This is a genomic window from Rhodovulum sp. MB263 (assembly GCF_002073975.1).
Classification (GTDB): domain Bacteria; phylum Pseudomonadota; class Alphaproteobacteria; order Rhodobacterales; family Rhodobacteraceae; genus Rhodovulum.
In genome coordinates, this window is the sequence record NZ_CP020384.1 from 1,643,991 (window position 1) to 1,669,262 (window position 25,272).

The 25,272-nt window shown below is 63.8% G+C and carries 30 protein-coding genes, 1 tRNA gene and 4 pseudogenes; 20 read left to right on the plus strand and 15 right to left on the minus strand.

From position 1 onward, the window contains the following. The first annotated feature begins 216 nt into the window (after window positions 1-216). Both B5V46_RS19695 and B5V46_RS07765 read left to right on the plus strand, forming a co-directional pair. Window positions 217-795, plus strand: coding sequence for a hypothetical protein (locus B5V46_RS19695; RefSeq protein WP_155773980.1), 579 nt, complete (start codon window positions 217-219; stop codon window positions 793-795). Window positions 796-1,072: 277 nt separating this feature from the next. Then, a pseudogene (locus tag B5V46_RS07765) lies at window positions 1,073-2,076 on the plus strand (IS5 family transposase). A gap of 54 nt (window positions 2,077-2,130) precedes the next feature. On the opposite strand, the pseudogene B5V46_RS07770 reads toward B5V46_RS07765, so the two are convergent. From B5V46_RS07770 to B5V46_RS07785, 4 genes and pseudogenes are all read right to left on the minus strand, one after another. Further along, window positions 2,131-2,313: pseudogene (locus B5V46_RS07770) on the minus strand (transposase); the annotation flags it as partial. 117 nt (window positions 2,314-2,430) lie between these two features. Next, window positions 2,431-3,279: a hypothetical protein gene (locus tag B5V46_RS19700; RefSeq protein WP_155773981.1), complete on the minus strand. Its 849-nt coding sequence runs from the start codon at window positions 3,277-3,279 to the stop codon at window positions 2,431-2,433. After that, complete coding sequence (locus B5V46_RS07780) at window positions 3,272-3,838, minus strand: deoxynucleoside kinase (RefSeq protein ID WP_080616071.1); 567 nt, start codon at window positions 3,836-3,838, stop codon at window positions 3,272-3,274. Before B5V46_RS07780 ends, B5V46_RS19700 begins: the two co-directional genes overlap by 8 nt. A 639-nt stretch (window positions 3,839-4,477) precedes the next feature. Beyond that, window positions 4,478-5,179 (minus strand): DNA adenine methylase, encoded by a 702-nt coding sequence (locus B5V46_RS07785; RefSeq protein ID WP_155773982.1) that lies wholly within the window; start codon window positions 5,177-5,179, stop codon window positions 4,478-4,480. Window positions 5,180-5,533: 354 nt separating this feature from the next. Between B5V46_RS07785 and B5V46_RS07790 the strand changes: the two genes are divergently transcribed. The 3 genes and pseudogenes from B5V46_RS07790 to B5V46_RS07800 all read left to right on the plus strand — a co-directional run bounded on the left by B5V46_RS07790 (window position 5,534) and on the right by B5V46_RS07800 (window position 7,339). Continuing rightward, window positions 5,534-6,418 carry a follicular epithelium yolk protein subunit gene (locus B5V46_RS07790; protein ID WP_080617988.1) on the plus strand — a complete coding sequence of 295 codons (885 nt, stop codon included), beginning with the start codon at window positions 5,534-5,536 and terminating at the stop codon, window positions 6,416-6,418. A gap of 330 nt (window positions 6,419-6,748) precedes the next feature. Then, window positions 6,749-6,968 (plus strand): annotated as a pseudogene (locus B5V46_RS19710) (transposase); the annotation flags it as partial. 86 nt (window positions 6,969-7,054) lie between these two features. Beyond that, window positions 7,055-7,339, plus strand: a complete 285-nt coding sequence (locus tag B5V46_RS07800; protein WP_231119263.1) for a hypothetical protein — start codon at window positions 7,055-7,057, stop codon at window positions 7,337-7,339. A 264-nt stretch (window positions 7,340-7,603) separates the two neighbouring features. Here the strand turns inward: B5V46_RS07800 and B5V46_RS07805 are convergent, their stop codons facing one another. The 6 genes from B5V46_RS07805 to B5V46_RS07830 all read right to left on the minus strand — a co-directional run bounded on the left by B5V46_RS07805 (window position 7,604) and on the right by B5V46_RS07830 (window position 9,982). Further along, window positions 7,604-7,933 carry a bacteriophage spanin2 family protein gene (locus B5V46_RS07805; protein ID WP_080616073.1) on the minus strand — a complete coding sequence of 110 codons (330 nt, stop codon included), beginning with the start codon at window positions 7,931-7,933 and terminating at the stop codon, window positions 7,604-7,606. Between the two features lie 8 nt (window positions 7,934-7,941). Next, window positions 7,942-8,439 carry a lysozyme gene (locus B5V46_RS07810; RefSeq protein WP_080616074.1) on the minus strand — a complete coding sequence of 166 codons (498 nt, stop codon included), beginning with the start codon at window positions 8,437-8,439 and terminating at the stop codon, window positions 7,942-7,944. Between the two features lie 4 nt (window positions 8,440-8,443). Next, a complete protein-coding gene (locus B5V46_RS07815; RefSeq protein WP_080616075.1) occupies window positions 8,444-8,656 on the minus strand; it encodes a hypothetical protein in 213 nt (70 codons plus the stop codon). Between the two features lie 99 nt (window positions 8,657-8,755). Next, window positions 8,756-9,067 (minus strand): hypothetical protein, encoded by a 312-nt coding sequence (locus B5V46_RS07820; RefSeq protein WP_080616076.1) that lies wholly within the window; start codon window positions 9,065-9,067, stop codon window positions 8,756-8,758. Between the two features lie 4 nt (window positions 9,068-9,071). Continuing rightward, window positions 9,072-9,530, minus strand: coding sequence for a hypothetical protein (locus B5V46_RS07825; RefSeq protein WP_080616077.1), 459 nt, complete (start codon window positions 9,528-9,530; stop codon window positions 9,072-9,074). Continuing rightward, window positions 9,530-9,982 carry a hypothetical protein gene (locus B5V46_RS07830; protein WP_080616078.1) on the minus strand — a complete coding sequence of 151 codons (453 nt, stop codon included), beginning with the start codon at window positions 9,980-9,982 and terminating at the stop codon, window positions 9,530-9,532. Before B5V46_RS07830 ends, B5V46_RS07825 begins: the two co-directional genes overlap by 1 nt. 188 nt (window positions 9,983-10,170) lie before the next feature. On the opposite strand from B5V46_RS07830, the gene B5V46_RS07835 reads away from it, so the two are divergent. After that, window positions 10,171-10,356 (plus strand): type II toxin-antitoxin system HicA family toxin, encoded by a 186-nt coding sequence (locus B5V46_RS07835; RefSeq protein WP_080616079.1) that lies wholly within the window; start codon window positions 10,171-10,173, stop codon window positions 10,354-10,356. A gap of 16 nt (window positions 10,357-10,372) precedes the next feature. Then, on the plus strand, window positions 10,373-10,765 hold the full coding sequence (locus tag B5V46_RS07840) for a type II toxin-antitoxin system HicB family antitoxin (protein ID WP_080616080.1): 393 nt from the start codon (window positions 10,373-10,375) through the stop codon (window positions 10,763-10,765). Between the two features lie 8 nt (window positions 10,766-10,773). Here the strand turns inward: B5V46_RS07840 and B5V46_RS07845 are convergent, their stop codons facing one another. Continuing rightward, a complete protein-coding gene (locus B5V46_RS07845; RefSeq protein ID WP_080616081.1) occupies window positions 10,774-11,370 on the minus strand; it encodes a hypothetical protein in 597 nt (198 codons plus the stop codon). 263 nt (window positions 11,371-11,633) lie between these two features. On the opposite strand from B5V46_RS07845, the gene B5V46_RS07850 reads away from it, so the two are divergent. The 3 genes from B5V46_RS07850 to B5V46_RS07860 all read left to right on the plus strand — a co-directional run bounded on the left by B5V46_RS07850 (window position 11,634) and on the right by B5V46_RS07860 (window position 13,531). Further along, a complete protein-coding gene (locus tag B5V46_RS07850) occupies window positions 11,634-11,828 on the plus strand; it encodes a hypothetical protein (RefSeq protein WP_080616082.1) in 195 nt (64 codons plus the stop codon). 140 nt (window positions 11,829-11,968) lie between these two features. Next, complete coding sequence (locus B5V46_RS07855; RefSeq protein WP_080616083.1) at window positions 11,969-12,220, plus strand: helix-turn-helix domain-containing protein; 252 nt, start codon at window positions 11,969-11,971, stop codon at window positions 12,218-12,220. Then, on the plus strand, window positions 12,221-13,531 hold the full coding sequence (locus B5V46_RS07860; protein ID WP_080616084.1) for a type II toxin-antitoxin system HipA family toxin: 1,311 nt from the start codon (window positions 12,221-12,223) through the stop codon (window positions 13,529-13,531). Window positions 13,532-13,692: 161 nt separating this feature from the next. Here the strand turns inward: B5V46_RS07860 and B5V46_RS20205 are convergent, their stop codons facing one another. After that, window positions 13,693-13,866, minus strand: a complete 174-nt coding sequence (locus B5V46_RS20205) for a hypothetical protein (protein ID WP_231119264.1) — start codon at window positions 13,864-13,866, stop codon at window positions 13,693-13,695. Between the two features lie 158 nt (window positions 13,867-14,024). Between B5V46_RS20205 and B5V46_RS20815 the strand changes: the two are divergent. Beyond that, window positions 14,025-14,180 (plus strand): annotated as a pseudogene (locus B5V46_RS20815) (zinc ribbon domain-containing protein); the annotation flags it as partial. A 9-nt stretch (window positions 14,181-14,189) separates the two neighbouring features. Here B5V46_RS20815 and B5V46_RS20215 read toward each other — a convergent pair. Next, window positions 14,190-14,468 (minus strand): hypothetical protein, encoded by a 279-nt coding sequence (locus B5V46_RS20215; RefSeq protein WP_080616085.1) that lies wholly within the window; start codon window positions 14,466-14,468, stop codon window positions 14,190-14,192. 208 nt (window positions 14,469-14,676) lie between these two features. Beyond that, window positions 14,677-14,753: transfer RNA gene (locus B5V46_RS07875), tRNA-Arg, on the minus strand. Window positions 14,754-14,993: 240 nt separating this feature from the next. Here B5V46_RS07875 and B5V46_RS07880 point away from each other — a divergent pair. The 6 genes from B5V46_RS07880 (at window position 14,994) to B5V46_RS07905 (ending at window position 20,504) form a co-directional block, all read left to right on the plus strand. Continuing rightward, entirely contained in the window at window positions 14,994-16,340 is a 1,347-nt protein-coding gene (locus B5V46_RS07880) for an ABC transporter substrate-binding protein (RefSeq protein ID WP_080616086.1), read from the plus strand. 60 nt (window positions 16,341-16,400) lie between these two features. Beyond that, window positions 16,401-17,324 (plus strand): branched-chain amino acid ABC transporter permease, encoded by a 924-nt coding sequence (locus B5V46_RS07885; RefSeq protein ID WP_080616087.1) that lies wholly within the window; start codon window positions 16,401-16,403, stop codon window positions 17,322-17,324. Then, entirely contained in the window at window positions 17,321-18,262 is a 942-nt protein-coding gene (locus tag B5V46_RS07890) for a branched-chain amino acid ABC transporter permease (RefSeq protein WP_080616088.1), read from the plus strand. Before B5V46_RS07885 ends, B5V46_RS07890 begins: the two co-directional genes overlap by 4 nt. Further along, window positions 18,259-18,984: an ABC transporter ATP-binding protein gene (locus tag B5V46_RS07895; RefSeq protein WP_196774373.1), complete on the plus strand. Its 726-nt coding sequence runs from the start codon at window positions 18,259-18,261 to the stop codon at window positions 18,982-18,984. Before B5V46_RS07890 ends, B5V46_RS07895 begins: the two co-directional genes overlap by 4 nt. Continuing rightward, on the plus strand, window positions 18,977-19,672 hold the full coding sequence (locus B5V46_RS07900) for an ABC transporter ATP-binding protein (protein ID WP_080616089.1): 696 nt from the start codon (window positions 18,977-18,979) through the stop codon (window positions 19,670-19,672). The genes B5V46_RS07895 and B5V46_RS07900 overlap by 8 nt, the downstream gene beginning before the upstream one ends. 154 nt (window positions 19,673-19,826) lie before the next feature. Next, window positions 19,827-20,504 carry a class I SAM-dependent methyltransferase gene (locus tag B5V46_RS07905; protein ID WP_080616090.1) on the plus strand — a complete coding sequence of 226 codons (678 nt, stop codon included), beginning with the start codon at window positions 19,827-19,829 and terminating at the stop codon, window positions 20,502-20,504. Between the two features lie 502 nt (window positions 20,505-21,006). On the opposite strand, the gene B5V46_RS07910 is transcribed toward B5V46_RS07905, so the two are convergent. Beyond that, window positions 21,007-21,960, minus strand: coding sequence for a LysR family transcriptional regulator (locus tag B5V46_RS07910; protein WP_196774374.1), 954 nt, complete (start codon window positions 21,958-21,960; stop codon window positions 21,007-21,009). A gap of 123 nt (window positions 21,961-22,083) precedes the next feature. Here B5V46_RS07910 and B5V46_RS07915 point away from each other — a divergent pair, with 123 nt between their 5' ends. Genes B5V46_RS07915 through B5V46_RS07925 form a run of 3 tightly spaced genes read left to right on the plus strand, consistent with a single transcriptional unit; the run spans window position 22,084 to window position 25,163 of the window. Further along, window positions 22,084-23,238 (plus strand): acyl-CoA dehydrogenase family protein, encoded by a 1,155-nt coding sequence (locus B5V46_RS07915; RefSeq protein ID WP_080616092.1) that lies wholly within the window; start codon window positions 22,084-22,086, stop codon window positions 23,236-23,238. Next, window positions 23,238-24,332, plus strand: coding sequence for a CaiB/BaiF CoA-transferase family protein (locus B5V46_RS07920; protein WP_080616093.1), 1,095 nt, complete (start codon window positions 23,238-23,240; stop codon window positions 24,330-24,332). The genes B5V46_RS07915 and B5V46_RS07920 overlap by 1 nt, the downstream gene beginning before the upstream one ends. Next, entirely contained in the window at window positions 24,333-25,163 is an 831-nt protein-coding gene (locus B5V46_RS07925) for a MaoC family dehydratase N-terminal domain-containing protein (protein WP_080616094.1), read from the plus strand. It begins immediately after the preceding gene. Window positions 25,164-25,272 lie beyond the last annotated feature (109 nt).

Here is a 25,272-nt window from a genome sequence, read left to right on the forward strand (position 1 = left end):
CAGTCGAATCTTCCAAAATGATCTCGACAATGAAAGTGGAATTTTGTGAGCTTGCTTATGTCTGACGCGCACGCAGCGTTGATTAGGAGTGCCTCGGGAACCCTAACGAAATTGACCAAAGTCAGATGCGTAAAAACGTTCACGCTGCCCCCAACCTGCAGGGCAGGTAATATATTCTCATGGCCAAACACAAAATTTCTTAATGAATCAGAGACAATGTTGCTTAAGGATCGCGGTGTTCGCTTGCAGGACCATTTCGTAAAGTCATTCGATGTTCCGTACAGCACGTATGAAAAAATGACAAAGGTGTATTGTGCCGGTACTGAGTTGATGGAGAAGTCGCGGGTCCTGTTAGATGTATTTAAGATAACCTGTGGCGGTAAGCGCATTGCCTCAATTACGGCAGCTTGGGACACGGAGGAGAGCCCGAATCGCATCCCCCCTAAATCCTCATCGGATGCTCATGCCATTAGAGAATTTTCAAAACACCGGGACAGCTTCTTTGTCTTTCGAATGGAGGGTGAAGAGTATGACATCAAGTTGCGAGCATTTGCGCTCCCAATTGTTATGGAGGAATCTCCTGAGGTCAGGTGCCATGAGATTATCGAAGGGGATATTCGCCTATTCTCTGGGAAAAAAGTGGATAGTAGGGGCAGGAAAAACAGAAATGTTGTCTTTGATGTGCATGCGGGTTATTTGGAGGAAGTGATTGACCAGACAAACGATGCAATTGAAAAATTTTTAGGGCGACCGGACATCTCTGGAGAGATAAATCAACTCTATCAAGTCAAGTGATCGCGATCTCTTTCTCTGGCTCCTTAGTTGACTTTTGCACTACGCATTTATGCGAATTTCTGTTGCGGCAATCATGTGGCCGGAAGGTCGGGCGGAGGCATTTCCGGATGCTGCCTTGAGAAGAGTTGAGGCCTTCCCTCACGCTTCCGACTGGCGATTTCTCTACTCGTGAACGGGAATTATTTGTGTATTCAAAAACGTTTGCGCTCAACTCGGCTCTGTTGCACAAAGCTCGTGGGCGATTCACCTCGTGAATCCAGCGTGATAGCTGGAGGGGATGAGCAGCCCATCCACCCCGACCTACAAGATCAAGAACTGGCGGTCCTATAACGAAGCGCTCAAGCGCCGGGGCTCGCTGACGATCTGGTTCGATCCCGAGATGACGTGGGAGGCCAGGCCGACCGGCAAGCGCGGCCGGCAGCCCACCTACAGTGACGCGGCCATCCAGACCTGCCTGACGATGAAAGTCCTGTTTGGCATGGTCGACATTGGAGCGCCATTGGTCCGAGCGAAAATGTCGACCCGGCAGACGACAGGCTTCGTCGAGAGCCTTCTGCAGTTGAGCGGGCTGGACTGGTCGGTGCCGGATTTCAGCACGCTGTCACGCCGCCAGAAGACCCTGAACGTGAACATTCCGTATCGGGGATCGGAGGGACCGCTGCACCTGCTGATCGACAATGAGGCACTGACCGCCATTGGTCCGAGGACAATGCCGAATGGCATCAAGGTCGAGGGTGAAGGCGAGTGGAATGCGCGCAAGCATGGCGGCGCCAAACGCCGCATCTGGCGCAAGGTTCACCTCGGGATCGATGAGAAAACACTGGAAATCCGGGCCGTCGAGTTCACCAGTAGCGATATTGGCGATGCCCCCATGCTGCGGAACTGCTCGACCAGATCCCGCTCGATCAGGAGATCGACAGTGTCACCGCAGATGGTGCCTACGACACGCGCAAGTGTCACGACACCATTGCCGACCGGGGCGCCCACGCCGTCATTCCTCCGCGAAAAAATGCCAAACCCTGGAAGCCTGGCAGCGCAGGCGCGATTGCCCGCAACGAGGCGCTGCGCGCATCGAAACGCCTGGGCCGGAAGATCTGGCGGAAGTGGAGTGGCTACCATCGCAGAAGTCGGGCCGAAACCAAGATGCACTGCATGAAGCTGTTGGGCCAACGCCTCATGGCGCGGGAGCCTGACCGGCAGGTTGCCGAGCTTCAGGTTCGTGTCGCCGTCATGAACGGCTTCACCGCGCTCGGCATACCCGTGACCGAGGCCGTGGCATAAGTGTGTCCGGGAAAGGGGTAGCTCCGTCGTCAGCGGCTTTGTGCAACAGAGCCTCGTCAGGCAGGTCTGGATGGCCGCGTCACTGTAGGTGGGCTGCCGGCCGCGCTTGCCGGTCGGCCTGGCCTCCCACGTCATCTCGGGATCGAACCAGATCGTCAGCGAGCTCCGGCGCTTGAGCGCTTCGTTATAGGACCGCCAGTTCTTGATCTTGTAGGTCGGGGTGGATGGTCTGCTCATCCCCTCCAGCTATCACGCTGGATTCACAAGGTGAATCGCCCACGAGCTTTGTGCAACAGAGCCGTGACTGCCACCCAAGGTGGATTATACCACGTTGGGGCTAGACAATTGCGCCTCTTAATTTTCTAACGATTTACGATCAAGCACAACGCGCGCCCGGAAAAGATCAGGGTGCGCGGCCCTATACAGTTCTGAAAATTTCCCATCAGAGGTCTGCTCGTGAATCATTTCTACCACGAACCGAATCAAAGAATCGAAATCCATCTCCTTTAGATCAAATGCGTTCTCGGCATTGCTGCTCACCACAAGAACCAGGGGGCAGTCGGTATCGGTGCAGACGAGAAGAGAAGAGCGGATCTGTTGCCTTTGCTCTTCTCGTACAAATATGTATCCGAATGTTGGCTCCCTCGTGTCATTCACATAGTAAAACTGGCTTTGGGGGTTATCTAATAGCTTTACCGCCTCGTATTTCTCACTCCGATAATAATCAGGATCTGCCTCCCGATTGGTAATGCTGCGGTTGCGAGACTGAAGGGCGCTATCGGTATAGGCGACCATAGTTGGGAACTCTTTATCGGAAAACACACAGATCTCAAAATGCGTACCACTTGCCCAGTCTGGAATTCGAGATCTTAAAAAATTTAGGATTGAACGAATCATTTCAACTCTCCTTCCGATATCGGTCTGATTTGGATTTGATGAAACTCTCGCTTTTTCGGCGGCAAGTTCTTTTAATGAGGAAATTGGGAGCCTATCACCCTCAAGAAACCTTCGACGACTAATATCCAAGAAGACCTTTCCGGCGGTTGAAATGAAAAGTAATGTTATGAGGGAGGTTGCTCCGGAGACCCAACTCGTATTGCCCTCAGCAACTTTAATGATGAGGTAAGCCTCAGTTGCTGTGAGAACCACAACAACACTGATGAATACAATAAAGATAGAATTCACTTTCCAGCGATTAAGCATTGATTGCACCCCTCATGAATGCCCTGCACTCATCCAGACTTAAACGACTTGTATCCAGATCAATGAATGAAAGTGGGGCGGATTGCCGCCATTCCCTATATAGATCCAGCTGAAGATCTATCGTGTCCAATATGAGTTTTCCCTCGCCGCGCTTGCAAAGCCTTTCCCTGAGTGCATCACGAGGCGCGGAGAAAAAGAATACCCGATCAGGTTGCGGAAACTTTCTCTTAACCCTACTATACAGCTTGAAAAGCTCTAGAATTTGCTCGTCGTTCAGAAGACCTATCAGGTGGAAGAGGCGGCAAAAAACATGAAAATCCTCATCGACGCTACGGTCAATCACAACGAGGGAAGTACCCTTGATAGCACATAGGCTTTCCAAGCGCGAAACCATTATGCCCTTTTGAATTTGAAAGGAATAGGACTGAAAAGTCGTGGTGTTTGGCATCGGTGATGAATTTGCATACCGCTCGCGTATTATTGAGAATCCAACATCATGTAAGACGTTTGCAGCGGTGCTTTTGCCACTGCCAGTTGGCCCCGAGAGCTGCACGATCATGATTCCATGGAACCCTTCAACTGTTTCATGCCTGCGACCGACTTTTAATATTGGCCTGCACTCATTCCGAGTGCCTTGTGAAGGCAACGCACATTAGCTTGAAAAAATTCGAGCGGATCCCATCAGGCTGCATCACCACGGCTCTTGCGTCAAAGTTTTTAGTGGCTTCTCTGCAACCTGTGTCCGCTCTCCATTTCTTGTCGTAAAGCGTACAACACATTTCAGCTTCGCTCAAAGAGCCTTGGCCGGTCAAACAGCTGCTCTGATCAATCGAGAGTTCGATCGGAGAAAAGGCGCCAGTGCCGGGAGGGGGCGGTGCAGGAGGGTCCGGTTCTGGGAAGTTCGGCCGATGGCTGGGAACGGTCTTGAACGGCATCTCTCCGCCCTTATGTCCCACACAGCCGCCCGGTCAGCGCGACCAGCTCCCGCTCCTCCGCAGCGGTATGCTGCACCCGTAGCTCGCGGCGATCCGCCGGAACCGCAGGACATACTGACAGCGGAAGCCCGGATCCGGCGGCAACCAGTCGAGCGGCCTGCGCGCGCCTTTCGAGCGGTCCGCCGACGCGCTGACGGGCAGCAGGTTGACCGGATCGCGGGCGCCCCCAAGATCCGGTTGAACGCCGACCGGGCCGGGGGAACTCATACGAGGCCCACCCTGACCTCGCTATTGGCGATGATCAACTCCCGCGCGGCGGTCGCGCCGCTCTTCGAGACCGAGTAAGTCAGCCGCACCTCCTCGATCCGGAGGGCGCCGAACAGCGCGCGGATCTCGGGCCGGTCATTGATCGACAACACGAAGGCGCCCTTGATCCGGCCGAGGCGCTCGGCCAGCTCGGCGAACTGGTCGCGGTCGAAGAGCCCCTTGCCGTAATCGTCCTCGCTGCCCCAATAGGGCGGATCGAGATAGAACAGCGCCTGCGGGCCGTCATAGCGGGCCAGCACCTCCTGCCAGGGCAGGTTCTCGAAGATCACGCCATCGAGCCGGTCATGGGCGGCGTCCAGCAGCGGGCCGATCTTGGCCAGGCTAAACCGGGCGCTCTGGTCGGGCGCCACGCCGAAGACCCCGCCGAGCTGGCCGCCGAAGGCCAGCCGCTGCAGATAGAGGAAGCGCGCGGCACGTTCCAGATCGGTCAGCGTGGCCGGATCGCAGGACCGGAGCCGCTCGAACTCGCGGCGCGAGGTGATCTGGAAGCGCATCACCTCCATCAGCTGGGGATAATGGCGCTGCAACACGCGGAAGAGATTGGTGATCTCGCCGCTCAGATCGTTCGCGACCTCCCATTTCGTAGTCCTCCTGTTCGTCGAAATCCTACCGGACTTCGCGCATCGTTGGAGGACCACTTCAAAGGGGTTGGCTCACGTGTTTCTAATCGCCAAGTCGAAAAACGCCAGATCTGCTCCGCCGTGTTGAATGGCGACACCGCGCCTGACATCGCGATTGCCAAGTCCATGAGATAAGAATGATTCGGATAAGGGGGCCTTATACTTCGCACTCTTTACGCAACAAGGCCATTTCAATGGGGTGCAATCAGTGCGACCCGATTCGTACATCTCTGGGAATCAGAATTCCAGCAGAGACCGTGCACAGAAAAAAGTCTTGATTAAATTTTAACTTTAAGACAGCCTAGGCCAGTCATTAACCAGTAGAGCTTTGGAAGGAATCTATTTTTCAACTCAGCAATGATTGGGAGCAAAATGGGAATCGATGTCACCATTAACGCGGGCCCGGACGAACACACGTCGTCGGTAACCGCCACCGGATCCATTCAGCACGTCATCACAGACGAGGAAAGGACAACCTTTAAAATTGGCGACGCCGCGCTTAAGACAGCTGTCGAGAAATATTTTGGCAAGAAGCCAAACGACGCTTATGTGCGCTCCCCAACCCCGTGGAACGACCTTTATCAGTCATATTCGTGGCCGCAGGTGCAGACCGTGCTGGTGCCTGTCCGCTCCGAAATTTTGGGAATTACGTCGCAACCAGTGATCGTCAAGGAGCAGACCTTCGAGAACAATTCGCAAGTCACGGGAACCTTTAACGTCGGCATTTCGGATGAGGTTTCGAACAGCGCCACCTCGAGCTGGAGCACGGGGGGCACTCTGTCCGTCAGCGAGGAAATCAAGGTGAAAGTGGGTTTTCTCGGAACAGGGGCAGAGTCGAAAACAACGCTCTCCTATTCTCAATCTTGGGGAGTCGGGGGCAGCCACAGCACTACCACTACTGTAGGCTCGACAGCGGGTGTGTCCGTGGAACTCGCGCCCGGTCAAGCCATAATAGCGCGCCTGACGGCCAGTCGCGGGGTCATGAAGGTGCGCATCAGCTACGACGCTTACCTGATCGGTTCGGTCGCGGTGAACTATAACCCTACCTTCAATGGCCATCACTTCTATGGGCTCCCAGTGGGCAATGTAATGTCGGCGGGCGGGATTTCCAATTCCGTTAAATCGACCGAGAATCTGGAGATCGGATATTATTCGAATTCGAAGGTTGAACTGGTCGATCCAAAATCGGGTTCCGTCAAATTTAGCTATGACCTCGTCAACGTCACGACCGGACCCTTGGCTGTTTCCTTGGCCTGAATTGTGCCACCGTGTGTCATGTCCCTCGTGGCCGGGCCACGCGGCATCTCGGTTGGTGAATGCTGAGCTTTGCGCCGCATTCACCTGTGCTGCGGGGCATTCGCCCACAAGGCGCTGCTCTGGCGACCTCATCTGTAATTGCGGCCTATGATTTCCATTCATCCTGTCGCTTGCAAAACTTATTGGCAAGGATTGGGCTTATTGCAAGTATCGGCATGAAGAAATCAGTTAGAGAATCCTGAAGCTTGGTTCGTCAGGCTCAGGACCCATTAATCGGCTTGCGCCGCCACTGGCGGCGTGATTCACGCTCTCCACCTATAGGGGGGCGTGATGAGCAATCTTTTCTGGCTGAGCGACGAGCAGATGGCATGGCTCCAGCCGTTTGTCGGGAAAACAGTCCCCCGGACTGTTTTCTGATCCTCCAAACTCCCGAAGAGTCATGGCCGCCCATCGTGTCGATGATCAGCGGGTTTTGAGCGGGATAATATTCATCAATCGCAATGGCTTACGCTGGCGGGATGCGCCGAAGGAGTACGGTCCGCATAAGACATGGTGTGGTTGCGGCGGTCGCTCTCCGGGGGCGAACGAGGTCCGGTATGTTGGCCGCGTGGATAAATGCCGTGAGGAGAACGACCTATGGAAAACTATGCGGGTTTGGGCGTTTCGCTGAAAGAGATTTCGATCTGTGTTGTGGATCGTGATGGCAAGACGATCGCGCGCGGGGCTTGCCCTGCCGATCCTGAGGGTGTGGCAGGCTGGTTTCGAAACCGCTCGCTCATGCCGCGCCGGATTGTGCATGAGAGTGGGAACTTGTCGATTTGGCTGCAGCGCGGAATGACGCGGCTCGGGCTCGCGAGAGCCGGGCGACAGATTCCCTCGTGGGTGTCGGCGCAGCAGCTGTTGACGCAGGCTGCGTGGTGAGGCGGTGCTCCAACACCGCCTTGCCCCCGCCCGGAAGCGGGGGAACTCTGATCCATGAGGCAAATGGGGAGGCGGCTCGCAGCGGCGCCTCAGGCAAGGGGGCGACCCCCACTGGTGTCAGGTCCAGCAGGGGTCTAATGATTTGATTTCAGTTCTTTGATAAGTTTAGTGGGCTCTTGCCTGTCCAATTCTGTGGATAGGAATAAACTGCTAACAGTTAGTTGAATTATCCTCCATATACTCGCCTTATGGTTGTGTTTTTCGTTAACGCCGCCGCCTGACCGCCTCTCTGATCCGCCGCGCGATCTCGCCGGGCGAGGGGGCGATCCATCCGATCAGCGCGACCAGGACGATCCAGGGCGGGATGACATTGACGATGACGGTCTCGACGCGGTCGGCGCGGAGGCGGTTCTCGGATTGCTCCTGGCGGATTTCGCGGGCGCGGGGGCGCACGATGCTGGGGGCGTTCTCGACCTTCTGCCCTTGCACGTTCTCGGCCCCGGCCTGGACATTGGCGGCGATCCGGGGCCCGAGCGGCACCGGCAGCCCGCCGCAGCCTGCCAGCAGAAGCACCAGCACGAGAAGCGCCCTCATGCGCCCGATCAGCGGAACGGGGCATCGGCCGGCACCCCGTCGAGCCCCTCATGGCAGAGCTGGCGCGCCTTGTTGCGGCGGATTGCGAGGCCGCGCACGCCCTTGCCGCCCGCAAAACGCCAGCGCGGAAGCTCGTCGCAGGCGCCGCGCAGATCGCCCGCGTTGAGCTTGCGAATGAGCGTCGAGCGCCCGGCCGCGCCGAGGCCCACGTTATAGGCCCAATCGAGGATCGCGACATAGCTCCGGTCGGGGATGCGGGCCTCGACGGGAGCCGCGATCAGCCGGTCGAGCCCGGCCTCGAACCCGGCGAGCCTCCCGGCGAACATCGCCCGGCATTCGGCGGGCGTGTAGCTGTCGCCGAGCGCCACACCGCGCGTCTCGCCGAAACAGACGGTCGGCACGCCGACGATGTCGAGGTAAGCCTCTGTCTTCAGGCCCTCATTGCCGCCGACGAAGCTCAGCGCGAGGGCGGTGGCGGCGGCGCCGCGCTTCAGGATCCTGCGCATGGGCTCACTCCATCCTCTGGGCGATCAGCCGGGCGGCGAAGGCGGCCGCGGTGACCAGCGCCGAGAGCCCGGCGAAGAACCCGCGCGGGATCCCCAGCGCATCGGGCGAGGCCAGCGAGAGCCCCGCCTCGAGCCCTGACAGCAGGCCCGCGAGCAGGGTGAGACGGATCGACCAGGCACGCCGGATCAGCGCGCGCCAGTGAGGCACGAGGTGCATGGGGGAAACTCCTGTGGGGTTGGGGACGGCCCGGACCTCAGGGCCAGGCGATCAGCGCGATCCAGATCGCGGCGGTGATGGCGCAGTAGAGGGGCAGGCTCATTTGCCGCCCCGCCAGAGACGCAGGGCCTCGGCCAGCTGGCGCGGATCGCGCTTGAGCCAGAGCAGCGTGGCGGCGGCGGTTTCCAGCGCCAGCGGGCCGAGCACGGTGACGCCGACGATGGTGAGCCGCTCGGGCGTGCCCATCCAGAGCGCGATCTCGGGCCCGGCGGCATAGCCGATGGCGGCCGAGGCCAGGGTGATGCCCATGCGGACGATCACCGCCAGCCCGTCGGTGCGGATCCAGACCAGCAGGATCGCCCCGAGGATGGCCAGCGCCGTGCGCAGCGCGCTTTCGGTGGTCTCGATCACGGCCTCACTCCCCGTCCTGCCGGCCGAACACCGCATCGGCCCGCTCCGGCCCCAGGAGCGCGTCCCACATCGGGTCCGCGCGGGCGAACCCGGCAAGGCCCACGAGGCGAAGCCGCACCGCGGAGCGCTCGGCTTCGGGCAGGGGGTCGGCCAGGGCGGCCAGGGCCCCGGGCATCCGCCCGGCCGCGAGATCCTCGGCCTCGCCCTGGGTCAGGATCCCGGCCGCGATGAGGGCCGAGGCCAGGTCGAGCCGGGTCAGCGTGGCGCTGTCGCGCCAGGCGGCCAGCTGTCCGGCCGGGTCCGGCTCGACCGGCACCCAGGCGCCGTCGACCAGCGCGTGGTCGGGGCCGGGCCGGAGCGGCACGTCGATGGTGCCCTCGGGATAGGTGGCGAGGATCGCGGCCGAGGGGGTGCCGATGGTCTGCCAGTAGCCGCGCTCGGGGTGGTAGAAGCCCTGTTCCATCAGACCAGCTCCGACCAGATCGTGCCGCTCCAGTTGGAGATCTGGTAGTAATGCCCCGGCGGGACGATGAAGCTGGCGCAGCTGGGGGCGCCGCTGGCGGCGATGGCGCTGATGCGCACGAAGCTCCGGTTGTCGGCCGAGACATAGATGAACCCCGCCGCCGCGCCGCCGCCGACCCCGATGCTGACCAGGATCGGGCGCTCCGTGCTGTTCTGGTAGGTGACGCCTGCCGCGCGGACGGCCTTCACATCGGTCCAGCGCTGCCCGTGGCCGAGGCAGACCGCATCCCGCCAGGCGCCGAGCACCGCGCCGCTGACCAGTCCGGGCTCAGGGCTGCCGTCGTCCCGGGCCTGGGCGTCCGTCAGGCTTCTGTTGATGCAGATATAGGGGCTCCAGCCATAATGGTCCCTGTTGTAGGAGCGCACCCAGATGTCGCCGGCACGCCCTCCCACTCGACCTCGCCATAGCCGGTGAACATGTTCACCTCGCCGCTGTCGAAGCGGCAGCGCACCAGCAGGCCGAGGATCTGGTTTCCGCTCGCGTCCATTAAAAGGTCTCTATGCGTATTAATATGCGCCTAATCCCTTGTGCGAACCGGCATCAGGGTGTATTTATGTGCGCATGACAGGGGAGGGTGGATATGCTCGAGACCAACAGCCGCAAGATCGTCAAGCGTCTCGAGCAAGACGGCTTCGAGCTGGTGAAGGTCACCGGGTCGCACCCCAAGTTTCGCAAGGGCGACAGGATCGTGACGATCCCCCACCCGAAGAAGGACCTGCCCATCGGCACGGTCCGCAACATCTACAAACAGGCCGGCTGGCTGTAACCGAAGGGAGAGCCCCATGCGTCACTACATCGGCGTCGTGCACCAGGAAGACGACAGCGCCTTCGGCATCCATTTCCCCGACGTGCCCGGCTGCTTCTCGGCCGCCGATGCGCTCGACGATCTTCTGTCCAATGCCAGCGAGGCGCTCGCGCTTCATCTCGAGGACGAGGTCCTGCCCGAGGCGCGCAGCCTCGATGCCGTTCGCGCCGACAGCGACGTGGCCCGCGACCTCGAGGCGGGGGCCTTCCTTCTGGCGGTGCCGTTCTTCCGCCTGAGCGGGCGGACCGCCAAGGCGAATATCACCATGGATGCGGGGCTGCTGGCAGCCATCGACCAGACGGCGAAGGCGCGCGGGCTGACCCGCTCGGCCTTCCTGGCCGATCTGGCGCGGCGCGAGATCATCGGCTGAGCCCGGGATCACAGCGCCTCTCTGATTTGCAATATGCGTGTCCTGATCCGGGACTGGCTGCTGCTGTAGCTGGTCTCGGGTCCGGCCAGTGCCCATGTGCCGAAGGGCGCGCGCATCGCCACCGGATCGCCCGGGGCGACGGGGCGGCGCAGCCGCGGCCAGAGCGTGACGCTCTGCCGGAAGGCGGGGGTGGGGGCCTCAGTCGCGGTGATGATATGCAGATGTCGGCCGAGGGTCAGGTAATCGCCCGGCAGCGCCCGGTCGCCCGCCCTGGCGAGCTGCAGCACCAGCGCCTGCGCCCGGGCATTGGCCGCGACCGCGACGACAGGATCGGCCGAGATCGTCCCGTGCGGGCCGTCATGGTCCATCGCCGCCATGTCGAGCTCGAAGGTCCCCGCCATCCCGTTCAGGCCCGCCAGCCAGGCTTCGGTCGCGGCATTCTCGGCCGCCGAGACATGGGTCAGGGTCAGCTCGGCCGCCCACATGCCGCCCATGAAGTCATAGGCGGTCTGCGCAAAGCTGTAGGGGCTCTGCACCCGCAGGCTGCTGGTGATCCGGGTCAGGGTGAAGGCGGCGACCCGAACGCTCTTCGGTGGAAAGGCCATCAGCTCGCCCCTCCCGCCCGGGCCATCCGCTTGCGGCGGTCATAGATCTCCGAGGCCTGGCGTCGGCTTGCCGATCACGCATTAGGGGGCTTCTGAGAAATTCAGGTCTGGCACATGCGGCCTGAGAGGGCGGGACAAGGGCAGGCCTGCTCCACATAGGTTGCGCCCGAAGGTGTCCCTCTCATGCACGAAGATGCCGGTCGTCCTGTTCAACGAAGCCCCGAATGGTTCGGGCTCGACAACCCAAGAACAGGAGGATCACGATGATCGCATTCTTCACCATATACGAGCTGGAGCAGCTTACCGACGACCAACTGGATGAGCTTTTCGCCGCGCTTGAACGCCTGCTGATGCTGACTGCCACCGGCACGCCCGAGCGGCGCAATATCCTGGCGTCCCTCGAAAACATCACGCGCGTGCGCAATCGCCGCCGCGCCGTCCCCGCCCCGTCGCTCTGACGGGGCATTCCCTCGCTGGTTCATGATGCGAAGGCCATAGCAGCGATTTATGATGCAAACATCATAATGACGACTTATGACTTGCGCGCCATATTGACAAGTTATGATTTTTGCGTCATACTGACAGAAAGAGGCGAGACATGAAGCAGTTAGCACGCACCCCCAAAGACATCGGCCACGCCATCCGTGAAGCACGGAAGGCAAAGGGCTTCACACAAAAAGACCTCGCTGCCAAAAGCGGGGTCTGGCAGGAGACCATCTCCAAGATCGAGAATGGCGTCGCCAGCACCAAGCTGGAAACGCTCTTCGATCTGTTCGCCGCGCTCGACCTCGAAATCCAGGTGCAGCCAAGAAGCAAGGGGTCGCAAAGCGGCCTGGAGGACATCTTTTAGATGGGTCGCCGCCGCAGCTTTGCACCGTTGAACGTCTTCCTGAACACGCGACTCGTCGGACAGCTCCTGCGCGAGAAGTCGGGGGCGATCAGCTTTGCCTATGACCGCTCGTGGCTGGAGTGGGAGCATCGGATGCCGATCTCTCTCTCCCTGCCCTTGCGGGAAGACCGCTTTCTCGGTGGTGAAGCCATCCCCGTCTTCGACAACTTGCTGCCCGACAACCCGACGATCCGCCGCCGCGTGGCGGAACGGGTCGGCGCAGCGGGCACGGATGCCTTCAGCCTCCTCTCTGAAATCGGCCGCGACTGTGTCGGGGCATTGCAGTTTCTGCCCGATGGCGAAGAGCCCCAGCCACAGGACAGGCTGACGGGCGAACCGGTCGATGAGACGCAAATCGAGGCGATCCTGAACGATCTGGACAGGACGCCGCTTGGCATCCGCAAGGAAAGGGATTTCCGGATATCGGTGGCGGGCGCTCAGGAAAAGACGGCCTTGTTGTTCCATGACGGCCAGTGGATCGAGCCCTCGGGCACAACGCCGACGACACATATTATCAAGCCGCAGATCGGACGCCTGCCCAACGGCATGGATTTGTCGAACAGCGTCGAGAACGAGTATTTCTGCCTGAAGCTGATACAGGGCTTCGGCCTCCGTGCGGCAGAGGCCGAAATCGCGACATTAGGCGCGCGCAAAGCCCTCGTCGTCGAACGTTTCGACCGGCTCTGGACGAAGGACGGTCGCCTTATCCGTCTGCCGCAAGAGGATATGTGTCAGGCGCTTTCGGTGCCCTCGCCGCAAAAATATCAGAATGAAGGCGGTCCCGGCATTGTCGACATCATGGACATACTGCGCGGAAGTGACGAGCCGACACAGGATCGGCTGGACTTCTTCAAGGCCAATATCCTGTTCTGGCTGATTGGCGCGACCGATGGCCATGCCAAGAATTTCAGCATCGGGTTGCTGCCCGGCGGGCGGTTCCGCCTGACGCCATTCTATGACGTGATGACGGTGCAGCCGACATTCGATGCCGGAGAGATTCAGCGTAAGGATTTCAGGCTAGCGATGCGCCTGGGCAAGTCGCGTCACTACAGGGTCATGGACATCGTAGGGCGGCATTTCCGCGAAACCGGCCTGCAAGCAGGGCTCTCGCGCCAAGCCATCGACGACGTCTTCGCCGAAATCAGAGCGACCACCGTGGCAGCCATCGCGGCGACGGTCGACGCCCTCCCGAACGGCTTTCCAGAAGAGATCGCGACATCAGTTCAGGGCGAGATTTACAAACGTTTAGAACAACTTACAGACAAAACTTGAAGTGATGGCTTGGAACGCGCAACGTTCCGCTGCTGAAGCGGCCAGATAACCGGCCAAGCCATCGGCGCAGGCCGCAAAAAACCTTTCCTGTTCAACCCGAAGGGAGGTGCGTCCGCCGGAGGCGGACGCAAATTTTCTCTGACCAGGGGAAAGGCTGCCGCTTACGCGGCAACCCCTTGCTTGCTGTCTTCTTCGTCGATGACGGGCTGAAGCCCATGCAGATAATCGGCGGCACGCTGGGCATGGGCGGCGGCGGAGAAGATCGCCCGCTTGTCATCCTTCAAGACCTTCAAGCCTTCGATCTGCTCGACATTGAACACGCTATAGCCCTTCATGAAGGGGATGGAGCGTTCTTCCTCGCTGCCGTCATCCTGTTCCTCGCTCTTGGTGATGGTATTGGCATATCTCCTATGAGACCTATCTGAAGATTCAGGATCGGCTGGAGAAGGGGGCGAAAGCGCCCGCGCGCAAGGACATCAATGCGGACTTTCCGTTGCGGGGATTCATCCTCTGCGCCGATTGCGGCAAGCCTCTGTCGGCCTGCTGGTCGACGAGCAAGACGGGCAAGAAGCATCCGTACTACCTGTGCCCGACCAAGGGTTGCGCGAGCTACAGGAAGTCGATCCGGCGCGACCAGCTCGAAGGGGACTTCGAAACGCTACTTCAGGATATCCAGCCGTCTGAGGGGCTCTTCGACCTCGTGCGGGCGATGTTCAAGGATGCCTGGGGGCAGCGAACAGAGCAGGCACAAATGCGGGCGCATGACGCTCGCCTGCAAGTGACGAAGATCGAAAAGCAGATCGATGGGCTGCTGGATCGCATCGTCGAAAGCGGCAACGACAAGGTAGTGAAGGCCTATGAGGCGCGCATCGCCAAGCTGGAGCGCGAGAAGATCAGGCTGGTCGAATCCATCGAAAACATCGGCAAGCCGAAGCATACCTTCGAGGATTTGTTCGAACTCGCCCTGTCATTCCTCGCAAGCCCTTGGAAAATATGGGTTTCCGGAGAATTGGCGGTCAAGAGAATGGTGCTCAGATTGGCATTTTCTGAGCGTGTCGCGTACTGCCGCGACAAAGGACTTCGAACCCCAAAAATAGCCTTACCGTTCAAGGCGTTAGAGGCGTTTCAGTTGGAGAAAAGTGAGATGGCGCACCCGAGAGGATTCGAACCTCTGGCCTCTGCCTTCGGAGGGCAGCGCTCTATCCAGCTGAGCTACGGGTGCTTCGGGGCGCCTTTTAGCGTGGCCCCGCGCGGGACGCAATGACCCATCCGCATCCCGGAGGCACTCTTTTTGCGCGCGCCCATACGCTCGGGGCTGGGGCGTCGCGAGGCCGGGCCTTCGCCTTGCGCGAATTCAGGGAGGAGCGGTGGCGGAGACGGGCGAATTGTCGCAAAGACGTGGACAAACTCCCGCTGCGTCACCAAAGTGACCCTTTGACTGTTTGTCCAGATGGAACCTGCGATGCCCGCGTCCAAGATCCTGTCCAAGACCGTGACCCATACCGAGATCTCATCCGGTGCCAAGACCGACGAGCCGCCGCAAAGCCCGGCGCGCCGGAGCGCTCTGAAGACCCTCGCCGCCGCTGCGGGGGGCGCCAGCCTGCCGCTCTGGGCGCGCTATGCCGAGGCCCAGAGCGCCGCGCCGATCCGGATCGGCTTTCAGATGCATGCGACCGGTATCGGTGCCGCCTATGGGCGCTGGTACAACCGCACCACCGAGGCCGCGCTGCGGCTGATCAACGAGGCGGGCGGCATCAACGGGCGCCCGGTCGAGCTGGTCACCGAGGATGATGGCACCGATCCCAAGCGCGGCGCCGAGGTGGTCGAGAAATTCGCCACCCAGCATCGCTGCGATGTCGGCTATGGCACGCTCTTCAGCCATGTGGTGATGAGTTCGGCGCCCCGCGCGGGCGAGCTGAAGCTGCCTTATTTCGTGGTCTCCGAGGGCCATCACCTTGCGTCGGGGGCGCTCAATCGCTGGACGCTGCAGCCCGGCATCACCGATGTCAAAAGCCAGGTGCTGGCGATGGCGCCCTTCGTGCGCGAGAAACTCGGGCGCAAGGTCACGATGATCTTCCCCGATTACGCCTTCGGCCATGACCATCGCGATTTCTTCACCCAGGCGATCGAGGCCCAGGGCGGCGAAGTGGTGGCGAAGCTGGCGATCCCGCCCAGCGAGACCTCCTTCACCAAGTATTTCCCGAAGATCCCGCGCGAGACCGAGGTGATCTACCATGTCATGGTCGGCCCGTCGGTCCTGACCTTCGTCAAGGAGATGGGCGAGTTCTTCGGCCCGTCGCGGCCCGAGATCTTCGGCTTCATCGACAGTCTCGAGGCGGTCGATCTGCAAAGCCCGGGGCTCGAATTCCTCGAAGGCACCTATTTCTGGGAGGGCATGCCGCGCTACGTGCAGCCCGGCCAGACCGAGTATGACCGCCATTACCGCGAGGCCATCGGCCTTGACGAGAATGGGGCGCTGGCCGCCGATCCCCGCGATGTCTCGGCCTATGCCCATATGTTCGGCTGCTGGGAGACGCTTTACGTCATCAAGGCCGGGATGGAGGCCTGCGGCTATCGCGGCCCCGACGACCGCGCAGCACTGGTCGAGGCGGTCGAGGCGATGACCGAGATGCCGCTGTCGAACGCTCATCCGCAGGGCGCCAAGCTGTTCAACGGCAAGACCCACCAGGTCTTCGGGCCGCAATATATCTCGAAGGTCGAGAACGGGCGGCTGACCGTGCTGGAAGAGACCCCGATCGAGGCGGGCTTCTATCCCGACGAGGTCGACTACACCACCCAATCCCTCTAGTCCCGCCTCCGGGCGCGTCCGCCGCGCCCGGTTCTTCCCTGCCTTCTCCCCGGAGCCCGTATGGAATTCGGTCCACATCTGATGCTTGCCGTGCTGGAAGGGGCGGTCACCGCCGCCGTGCTGGCCTTGATGGCCTCGGGGCTCAGCCTCGTCTTCGGGGTGATGCGCGTCGTCAATGTCGCCCATGGCCAGTTCTTCATGCTGGGCGCGGTGCTGGCCTGGGCGGTGTCCTCGGCTCTGGGCGGCGGGGCCTGGGGCTTTGTCGCGGCGCTTGTGCTGGCGCCGCTCATCGCCGGGGCGCTGGCGGTCGCGGCCGATCTGACGGTGCTCAAGAGGGTGGGCTACGACCCCGAGCGGACCATCGTCGCCACCATCGGGCTGCTCTACATCCTGCAGCAGGCCGCGCTCATGACCTACGGTCCCGAGGCCCGGCCGGTCGCGCCGCCCTTCAATACCCGGCTGGCGCTGCCCTGGGTCGAATTCGGCCCGGACGGGCCCGGCCTGATCTGGCCCTGGGGGTTGTCGATCACCTCCTACAAGCTGTTCGTGATGGCGGCCGCGGCGGCGGTGCTGGCCGGGCTCTGGGCGCTGATGAGCCGGACCCGGATCGGCCTCGTGATGCGCGCGACCCAGCTTGACGGCGAGACCGCGCAGGCCTTCGGCATTCCCGTCGGCCGGGTCTATGCCGGGGTCTTCGGCCTCGGCGCTGCACTCGCGGCGCTTGCGGGCGTGCTGATCGTGCCGATCCAGCAGGCGCATTACCTGATGGGGGGCGAGGCGCTTCTGCTGTCCTTCATCGTGGTCATCATCGGCGGGCTCGGCAGTCTCGGCGGCACGGTGATCGCGGCGCTGCTGATCGGGCTGTCGGACGGTATCGTCTCGGTTTTCTTCTCGCCGACGCTGGCGAAGATCCTCGCCACGCTGCTGGTGGCGCTGGTGCTGGTATTCCGGCCCGAAGGCCTGATGGGCAAGGCCGCGCGATGAGGGGCGGGCGCATCATCGGGCTGCATCTGGGGCTGGTCGCCTTGTTGTTCGCGCTGAACTTCGTTCTGCCCGCCTACAGCCATGGCAACATCGCCCGGGTGATGGTTCTGGCGACCTATGCGATGGGCTACAATATCCTCTTCGGCTATACCGGGCTGCTGAGCCTCGGCCATGCGATGTTCTTTGCCGCGGGCATGTACGGGCTTGCGATGCCGATGACCTATCTCGGGCTCGGCGCGGGGCCTGCCTTCCTTGCGGGGCTGGGTGCGGCGGCGCTTCTGGCGCTGGGCGTCGGACTTCTGGCGCTGCGCACGACGGGTGTGGCCTTCATGATCGTGACGCTGATGTTCTCGCAGGCGGGCTGGCTGACGATCCTGCTGGCCGGGCGCTGGACCCGGGGCGACGAGGGCGTGGTGATCCCGCAGGCCGGGCGGGTGCTGCTGGGGCTCGACCTGACCACCCCCCAGGCCCGCTATCTGGCGGCGCTGGCGCTGTTCTCGGCGGCGCTCTTCGGCACGCTCTGGCTGATGCGCCAGCCGATGGGGCGGGTGCTGGTCGCGATCCGCGAGAACGAGGACCGGGCCGCACTTCTGGGCTATGACACCTTCCGCCACAAGCTGGGGGCGGTGGTGCTGTCGGGCACGGTTTCGGGCGCGGCGGGCGCGGCCTACGGGCTTCTTTTCGGCTATGCCGGGGCCAGCTTCGCCGAGGTGCAATATTCGATCTTTCCGCTCCTCTGGGTGCTCCTGGGCGGCGCGGGCACCGTGATCGGGCCGTTTCTCGGCACGCTCTTCATGTTCTACCTGATCGATCTGTCCTCGGGGGTCACGCCGGCCTACATGCTGGTCGCGGGCGTCGCGCTGGTGGCTCTGACGCTGTTCGCGCCGCAGGGGCTGGCGGGCGAGATCCGGCGCCGCTGGTGGCGGGGCCTGCCATGAGCGTGCTGCTGTCGACCCGGGCGCTGTCGCGCAGCTTCGGCGGGTTGCGCGCCGTCCATGAGGTCGATCTCGATCTCGGCCCCGGCGAGGTCCGGGCGCTGATCGGGCCGAACGGCGCGGGCAAGACCACCTTCGTGTCGATGCTGATCGGCCGGGTCGCGCCGTCGTCGGGGCGTATCCTCTTCGACGGGCAGGACATCACCCGGCTGCCCGCCCATGCCCGGGTGCGGCTTGGGCTGGCCTATACCTTCCAGATCACCTCGGTCTTCGCCCGGCTCCCGGTCGCCGAGAATGTCGCGCTGGCCGCCCGCCGCAGGTTCGGGCGCGACCGCGCTGCCGTCGCGCGCGAGATCGCCCGGACGCTCGACCGGGTCGGGCTGACCGGCCGCGACGACAGCGCGGCGGGCGATCTGAGCTATGGCCATCAGCGCCTTCTGGAACTCGCCATGGGGCTGGCGCAGGCGCCGCGACTGCTGATCCTCGACGAACCGACCCAGGGGCTTGCCGAGACCGAGATCGCGGCCTTCAAGGCGCTGGTCCGGGATCTCGCGGGCGAGACCGCGATCCTGCTGATCGAGCATAACATGGGCGTCGTGATGGAGCTGGCCGACCGCATCACCGTGCTCGATGCCGGTCGGGTGCTGGCCGAGGGGCCGCCCGCCGCGATCCGGGCCGATGCGAGGGTGCAGGCCGCCTATCTGGGAACCGCGACCGATGCTTGAGGTGAGGGCTATCGCGGCGGGCTACGGTCCGGTCCGGGTGCTGCACGGGCTCAGCCTGACGGTCAGGCCGGGCGAGATCACCTGCCTTCTGGGCCGCAACGGCGCGGGCAAGACCACAGCGATGAAGGCGATCATGGGGCTTTTGCCGCTCACGGGCGGCCAGATGCTGCTGGCGGGCGAGGATATCGGCCGTCTGCCCGCCCATGAGGTGCCGCGCCGGGGGATCGGCTATATCCCGCAGGGGCGACGGCTGTTCTCGGAACTGACGGTGGCGCAGAATCTCGAGATCGGGCTGATGTGCCGCCGGAGCCCGCCGGAGGTTCTGGACCATGTGCTGGAGATGTTCCCGCGGCTGGCCGACCGGATGGGCCAGCGCGCCGGAACCCTGTCGGGCGGCGAGCAGCAGATGCTGGCCACCGCCCGCGCGCTTTGCCTCGAGCCCCGGGTGCTCTTGCTCGACGAGCCGACCGAGGGGCTGCAGCCCTCGATGATCGCGCTGCTGCGCGACAGGGTGGTTGCGCTGCGCGCGGCGGGCGTGGCGATCCTGCTGGTGGAACAGAGGCTCGAGGCGGTGCAATCGGTTGCCGACCGGGTGGTGATCCTCGAGAACGGCGCGGTCAGGGCCGAGGCCGATGCCGCAGGGTTGCGCGCCGATCCCGGCTTCCTGCGGCGTGAACTTGGTGTATGAGCCCTTTCCGATCAGCCAATTGCGCTTTGATGTTGGCCCGAAACATGAAGTGTCTCGGGCAGGCGCTGCCTCGTCCTGGCGCTTGCGCGGAATTGCCTTGGCGGGCGAAGGCGCCTAGGGAACGGTCATAACGCAGTATCCGGAGGCCGCCCGCATGACCGACCCGATCCGCACCACGCTTGACGTGCTTCTTGAGATCCTGTCGCCGCTGAAAGGGCGGCGCGTGCTCGATATCGGCTGCGGCCGGGGCGGGCTGGCCGCGCCCTTCCGCGCGGCCGGGGCCGACTGGCGCGGGCTCGAACCCTTTCCCCAGGCGGCCGGCGTGCCCGGCATCGACGTGGCCCAGGCCGAGGCGATGCCCTATCCGGACGCGGCCTTCGACATCGCGGTCATCGTCAATGCGCTGCATCACATCCCGGTCGAGGCGATGGGAGATGCGCTGGCCGAGGCGGCGCGGGTGATCGCACCCGAGGCGATGCTGGTCGTGATCGAGCCCCGGGTCGAGGGCGATCTGAGCCAGGTGATCGCGACAGTCGATGACGAGACCGGGATCCGCAACGCGGCTCAGGCGGCGCTGGATGGGGCGGCGGCGGCGGGGGTGCTGACCGAGACCCGGGCCTTCGACTATGTCCGGCGCGAGACCTATGAGGATTTCGACGCCTTTCTGGGCCGGATCTCGTCCTTTGCGCCCGAGCGCGGCGCGCTGCCTCCGGATCTGACCGCGGCCCTGCGCGCGGCCTTCCGCGCCCGCGCGGGGCGCGAGGGCACGGCCTTCACCCTGACACAACCGATGTCGGCCCGGCTGTTCCGGCGCGGCCCGGCGGCGGGTTAGGGCCGGAACAGCCGGGGCCGGGGCTCGGGGCGGGATGTCGCAATCAGGGCAGGGAGACCGGCCCTGCTTCGCCGGGTTCCGGCCGGCGGGGCAAGCTGCCGGCGACGCAAGCCGTCAGGGCTTTTCTCGACTGTCCCGGGGCCCGGCCGTCATCGGGGCGCGGATCAGGCAAAAATCGGGGCGGGACGGATGGCGGGGCCTCCATAAGGGGCATGCAGCGGAACGTGAGGCGCCTTGAGGGGCAAGACCCGGCGCAGAGCCCGGGTGCGGGCCAGGCCCCGAAGGATGATGTTCCCTCGCCCCGCCTGCCTTCGCCGGTCCCGGGGAATTTCCGCGCGATGCAGCGGCGGCGGCGTCCGGCCTGATGCTTGTCGTCCCGACCTGCCGACAGCCCATGGCCAAAGCAGGTGCGCCAGGAAGAGCGATGGCAGGACAGCACGGGCAACCCCTGAGGCTTGCGACGTGGCACGCGCTCTGCGCCTGCCGGGTCGGGGCACGGCATTCAACGCTCTGCGCCGGGCGCCGGACATCCCGATGAGGGGGCGCGTGCCGCGGCCCAGACCCCGTCCGCCAGAAGCTCGCCCACCACGGCGCGCAGGGTCTCGGCCACGGCCTCCTGGGCGCGGGTCACTGGCCGCGCGTCCGGCCGGATCAGCCAGGCGCCGCGCCAGAGGCCCGGTGCCTCTATCCGGCTGACGGTCAGCGCGCCGGTCCCGGCCTCGGGTGCGACCGCGTGCCAGGGCAGGACCGATGCCCCGAACCCCGCCGCGACGAGGTTCTTGATATTGGCGTAGGAGTCGATCTCGACGGCCAGCTCGGCCGTGATGCCCACGCCGGACAGCTCGGCGTCGATCATCCGGCGCAGCCCATGCGCCCGGCTCGGCAGGACCAGAGGCACGCCCTCGAGCGCGGCCAGCGTGATCTCGGGCGGAGCGCGCCGGTCTGGCGGCCAGAGCACGACCAGTTCCTCTTCCAGCAGCGGGTCGCAGGCCAGCCCGGGATCGGCGGGCGCCTCGTAGAGCACCGCCAGATCGACCCGGCCCTCCGACAGCCACCCGGCGACGAAGCCGCTCATAGCCTCGGCGATCTGCAGCGTGATCTGGGGATAGCGCTCGCGCAGCGCCTCGATCAGCGGCACCGCCAGAAGTCCGCCGATGGTGCCTGTCAGCCCGATGGCGACGCGGCCCGACGGGTCGGTCTCGAGGCTTCGGATCTCGGCCTCGGTCCGCGCCACCTCGGCCAGGATCGAGCGTGCCCGTCGCGCCAGGATCTCGCCCGCCTCGGTCGGCACGACCCCGGTCGGCCGGCGCAGCAGCAGCCGCGTGCCGAGCTGGCCCTCGAGGTTGCGCACATGCAGCGAAAGCGCCGGCTGGGCGACGTTCAGCGTGCCCGCGGCCCCGGTGATCGAGCCGCGTTCGACGATTTCGAGGAAATAGCGCAGCTGCCGCAGATCCATGCCCATGCCCGAAAGCTCCAGCCTTCAGATCATATAAAAAACATATGACGGTTAGGCAAAGAATATATTTGCATGATGGGCTGGTTCTGGCTCTTCTGACTGAAACGCCCAAGGCAGGACCCCATGCAGACCGACCCCCATCAGGACATCCGCGACGCCATCCGCGCGCTTTGCGCGACCTTCCCGCCCGAATACCACCGCCGCATCGACGAGGAGCGCGGCTATCCCGAGGCCTTCGTGCAGGCGCTGACCGAGGCGGGCTGGATGGCGGCGCTGATCCCGGAAGAGTATGGCGGCTCGGGGCTCGGGCTGACCGAGGCCTCGGTGATCATGGAAGAGATCAACCGCTCGGGCGGCAATTCGGGCGCCTGTCACGGCCAGATGTACAACATGACGACGCTGGTCCGGCACGGCTCGGAAGAGCAGCGCCGCCGCTACCTGCCGAAGATTGCGGCGGGCGAGCTGCGGCTGCAGTCGATGGGCGTGACCGAACCCACCACCGGCACCGACACCACCCGGATCAAGACCACGGCGGTGAAGAAGGGCGACCGCTATGTCATCAATGGCCAGAAGGTCTGGATCAGCCGGGTCCAGCATTCCGACCTGATGATCCTTCTGGCCCGCACGACGCCGCTGGCCGAGGTCGCGAAGAAATCCGAGGGCCTGTCGATCTTCCTCGTCGATATCCCCGAGGCAATGGGCTCGGGCATGACGGTGCAGCCGATCCCCAACATGGTCAATCACGAGACCAACGAGCTGTTCTTCGACAATCTCGAGATCCCGGCCGAGAACCTGATCGGCGAGGAGGGGCAGGGGTTCAGATACATCCTGACCGGGCTCAATGCCGAACGCACGCTGATCGCGGCCGAGTGCATCGGCGACGGCTACTGGTTCACCGACAAGGTCAGCGCCTATGTCCGCGAACGCCAGGTCTTCGGCCGCCCGATCGGGCAGAACCAGGGCGTGCAGTTCCCGATTGCCGAGGCCTTCATCGAGGTCGAGGCCGCCAGCCTGATGCGCTTCGAGGCCTGCCGGATGTACGATGCCGGTCAGCCCTGCGGTGCCCAGGCCAACATGGCCAAGTATCTCGCGGCAAAGGCGTCGTGGGAGGCCGCCAATGCCTGCCTGCAATTCCATGGCGGCTTCGGCTTTGCCTGCGAATACGATGTCGAACGCAAGTTCCGCGAGACCCGGCTTTACCAGGTGGCGCCGATCTCGACCAATCTCATCCTCAGCTACGTGGCCGAACACGTGCTGGGCCTGCCGAGGTCGTTCTGATGCGCCCGCTCGACGGCATCGAGGTGGTCGCGGTCGAACAGGCGGTGGCCGCCCCCTTCGCGACCGCGCGGCTGGCCGATGCGGGCGCCCATGTCGTCAAGATCGAGCGGCCCGGCGGCGATTTCGCGCGCGGTTATGACGATGCCGCGGCCGGGCAATCCAGCTATTTCGTCTGGCTCAATCGCGGCAAGGAGAGCCGGACGCTCGATCTGGCCTCCGAGGCCGGGCGCGCGGCACTGGCGGATCTGCTGGCCGGGGCCGATGTGCTGGTGCAGAACCTCAAACCGGGCGCGCTGACCCGGCTCGGGTTTTCCGACGCGGTGCTGGCGCGGGATTATCCGCGGCTGATCTCCTGCGCGATCTCGGGCTATGGCACCGAGGGGCCGCTGGCCGACCGCAAGGCCTATGATCTGCTGATCCAGGCGGAGTCGGGACTGTCCTCGATCACCGGCGGACCGGGGGAACCGGCGCGGGTCGGCGTCTCGGTCGTCGACATCGCGACCGGGGCCACGGCGCATGCCGCGATCCTCGAGGCGCTGATCCGGCGCGGCGCGACCGGGCAGGGGGCGCGGATCTCGATTTCGATGTTCGACGTGATGGCCGAATGGCTGACCGTGCCGCTTCTGAACCACGAGGCCGGGCGTCCGCCGGGGCGGGTGGGGCTCGCCCATCCCTCGATCGCGCCCTATGGGGCGTTCCAGCCGAAGGACGGGCGCCCGATCCTGATCTCGGTCCAGAGCGACCGCGAATGGCGCCAGCTGGCCGAGGGGGTTCTGGGCGCGCCCGGGCTTGGCACGGATCCGCGCTTCGCGACCAATGTGGCGCGGGTCCGGAACCGGGCCGAGACCGACCGGATCGTCGCTGCCGCTTTCGCCCGGCACAGCGCCGTCGAGGCCGAGGCCGCGCTGGTCGCCGCCGATATCGCCTTTGCCTCGGTCAATGACATGGCCGGGCTGTCGGCCCATCCGCATCTGCGCCGGATCGAGGTCGACAGCCCCAACGGCCCGGTCGCGATGCCCGCGCCCGCCGCCCGCGTCGAGGGCGAGACGCGCCATTACGGCCCTGTGCCCGCGCTCAGGCCCCGGGAGGACTGAATGGATCTCGATATCGAGCATCTGCGCGGCTGGATCGGCCGCGAGGACAGCGCGACCGAGCGGCTGAGCGCCGATCTGGTGCGCCGCTTCGCCGCCACCTTCGACCGGCGCTGGCCGCTGAAACAGGGGGCCGAGGCGCCGCCGCTGATCCATCTCTGTCTTGCCCAGCCCACGGTGGCGGGCGCGGGGCTGGGCGAGGACGGCCATCCGGCGCGGGGCGGCTTCCTGCCGCCGGTGCCGCTGCCCCGGCGGATGTGGGCGGGCGGCGCGTTCCGCTTCCACACGCCGCTCCGGATCGGCGACAGTGTCACCCGCCGCTCGACCATCACCGATGTCGCGCTGAAACAGGGCCGCTCGGGGCCCCTGCTGTTCGTGACGGTCGAGCACAGGATCCGCGCCCGCGGCCGGCTCGCGCTGACCGAGCGGCAGGATCTGGTCTATCGCGCCGCCGCCCCGTTCAGGCCCTCGACGGCGGACCCGGCGGCCGAAGGCGGCTCGGTCAGGCGTCTGACCCCGGGGCCGGTGCTGCTGTTCCGCTATTCGGCGCTGACCTTCAACGGCCACCGCATCCATTACGACCGGTCCTATGCCTGCGAGGTCGAGGGCTATCCGGGGCTTGTCGTGCACGGGCCGTTGCAGGCGACGCTGCTTGTGCAATTCGCGACCGAGCTGAAGGGGGCCTGCCCGTCGCGCTTTGCCTTCCGCAGTGTCTCGACCGTGTTCGACACCGCCGACATGGAGCTGCATGCCAGTTCCGAGGGCGACAGCCTGCGGCTCTGGAGCGCGCAGGCGGGCGGGCCGGTGGCGATGGAGGCGACCGCCAGCTGGTAGCGGGTCAGTGCCCGTCCCGCGTCGCACCGTTTTTCCTCGTGGCGGGGCGCGGGGCGCAACTGATCTCTGGTCATTCGCCGGCGCGCGCAGTAGCTGGAGGCCGGGAGGT

Excerpts from the sequence above, each read along its gene's own strand:
- B5V46_RS07910 (WP_196774374.1), bottom strand. The coding sequence starts at position 21,960 with ATGGATCTGCGGCAGCTGCGCTATTTCCTCGAAATCGTCGAACGCGGC.
- B5V46_RS07840 (WP_080616080.1), top strand. The coding sequence starts at position 10,373 with ATGCGTCACTACATCGGCGTCGTGCACCAGGAAGACGACAGCGCCTTC.
- B5V46_RS07880 (WP_080616086.1), top strand. The coding sequence starts at position 14,994 with ATGCCCGCGTCCAAGATCCTGTCCAAGACCGTGACCCATACCGAGATC.
- B5V46_RS07800 (WP_231119263.1), top strand. The coding sequence starts at position 7,055 with ATGGAAAACTATGCGGGTTTGGGCGTTTCGCTGAAAGAGATTTCGATC.
- B5V46_RS07885 (WP_080616087.1), top strand. The coding sequence starts at position 16,401 with ATGGAATTCGGTCCACATCTGATGCTTGCCGTGCTGGAAGGGGCGGTC.
- B5V46_RS19700 (WP_155773981.1), bottom strand. The coding sequence starts at position 3,279 with ATGCTTAATCGCTGGAAAGTGAATTCTATCTTTATTGTATTCATCAGT.
- B5V46_RS07890 (WP_080616088.1), top strand. The coding sequence starts at position 17,321 with ATGAGGGGCGGGCGCATCATCGGGCTGCATCTGGGGCTGGTCGCCTTG.
- B5V46_RS07860 (WP_080616084.1), top strand. The coding sequence starts at position 12,221 with ATGGGTCGCCGCCGCAGCTTTGCACCGTTGAACGTCTTCCTGAACACG.
- B5V46_RS07920 (WP_080616093.1), top strand. The coding sequence starts at position 23,238 with ATGCGCCCGCTCGACGGCATCGAGGTGGTCGCGGTCGAACAGGCGGTG.
- B5V46_RS07790 (WP_080617988.1), top strand. The coding sequence starts at position 5,534 with ATGGGAATCGATGTCACCATTAACGCGGGCCCGGACGAACACACGTCG.
- B5V46_RS07855 (WP_080616083.1), top strand. The coding sequence starts at position 11,969 with ATGAAGCAGTTAGCACGCACCCCCAAAGACATCGGCCACGCCATCCGT.
- B5V46_RS07925 (WP_080616094.1), top strand. The coding sequence starts at position 24,333 with ATGGATCTCGATATCGAGCATCTGCGCGGCTGGATCGGCCGCGAGGAC.
- B5V46_RS07905 (WP_080616090.1), top strand. The coding sequence starts at position 19,827 with ATGACCGACCCGATCCGCACCACGCTTGACGTGCTTCTTGAGATCCTG.
- B5V46_RS07815 (WP_080616075.1), bottom strand. The coding sequence starts at position 8,656 with ATGCACCTCGTGCCTCACTGGCGCGCGCTGATCCGGCGTGCCTGGTCG.
- B5V46_RS07900 (WP_080616089.1), top strand. The coding sequence starts at position 18,977 with ATGCTTGAGGTGAGGGCTATCGCGGCGGGCTACGGTCCGGTCCGGGTG.
- B5V46_RS07850 (WP_080616082.1), top strand. The coding sequence starts at position 11,634 with ATGATCGCATTCTTCACCATATACGAGCTGGAGCAGCTTACCGACGAC.
- B5V46_RS20215 (WP_080616085.1), bottom strand. The coding sequence starts at position 14,468 with ATGCTTCGGCTTGCCGATGTTTTCGATGGATTCGACCAGCCTGATCTT.
- B5V46_RS07895 (WP_196774373.1), top strand. The coding sequence starts at position 18,259 with ATGAGCGTGCTGCTGTCGACCCGGGCGCTGTCGCGCAGCTTCGGCGGG.
- B5V46_RS07805 (WP_080616073.1), bottom strand. The coding sequence starts at position 7,933 with ATGAGGGCGCTTCTCGTGCTGGTGCTTCTGCTGGCAGGCTGCGGCGGG.
- B5V46_RS07780 (WP_080616071.1), bottom strand. The coding sequence starts at position 3,838 with ATGATCGTGCAGCTCTCGGGGCCAACTGGCAGTGGCAAAAGCACCGCT.
- B5V46_RS19695 (WP_155773980.1), top strand. The coding sequence starts at position 217 with ATGTTGCTTAAGGATCGCGGTGTTCGCTTGCAGGACCATTTCGTAAAG.
- B5V46_RS07845 (WP_080616081.1), bottom strand. The coding sequence starts at position 11,370 with ATGGCCTTTCCACCGAAGAGCGTTCGGGTCGCCGCCTTCACCCTGACC.
- B5V46_RS07915 (WP_080616092.1), top strand. The coding sequence starts at position 22,084 with ATGCAGACCGACCCCCATCAGGACATCCGCGACGCCATCCGCGCGCTT.
- B5V46_RS20205 (WP_231119264.1), bottom strand. The coding sequence starts at position 13,866 with ATGAAGGGCTATAGCGTGTTCAATGTCGAGCAGATCGAAGGCTTGAAG.
- B5V46_RS07835 (WP_080616079.1), top strand. The coding sequence starts at position 10,171 with ATGCTCGAGACCAACAGCCGCAAGATCGTCAAGCGTCTCGAGCAAGAC.
- B5V46_RS07825 (WP_080616077.1), bottom strand. The coding sequence starts at position 9,530 with ATGGAACAGGGCTTCTACCACCCCGAGCGCGGCTACTGGCAGACCATC.
- B5V46_RS07810 (WP_080616074.1), bottom strand. The coding sequence starts at position 8,439 with ATGCGCAGGATCCTGAAGCGCGGCGCCGCCGCCACCGCCCTCGCGCTG.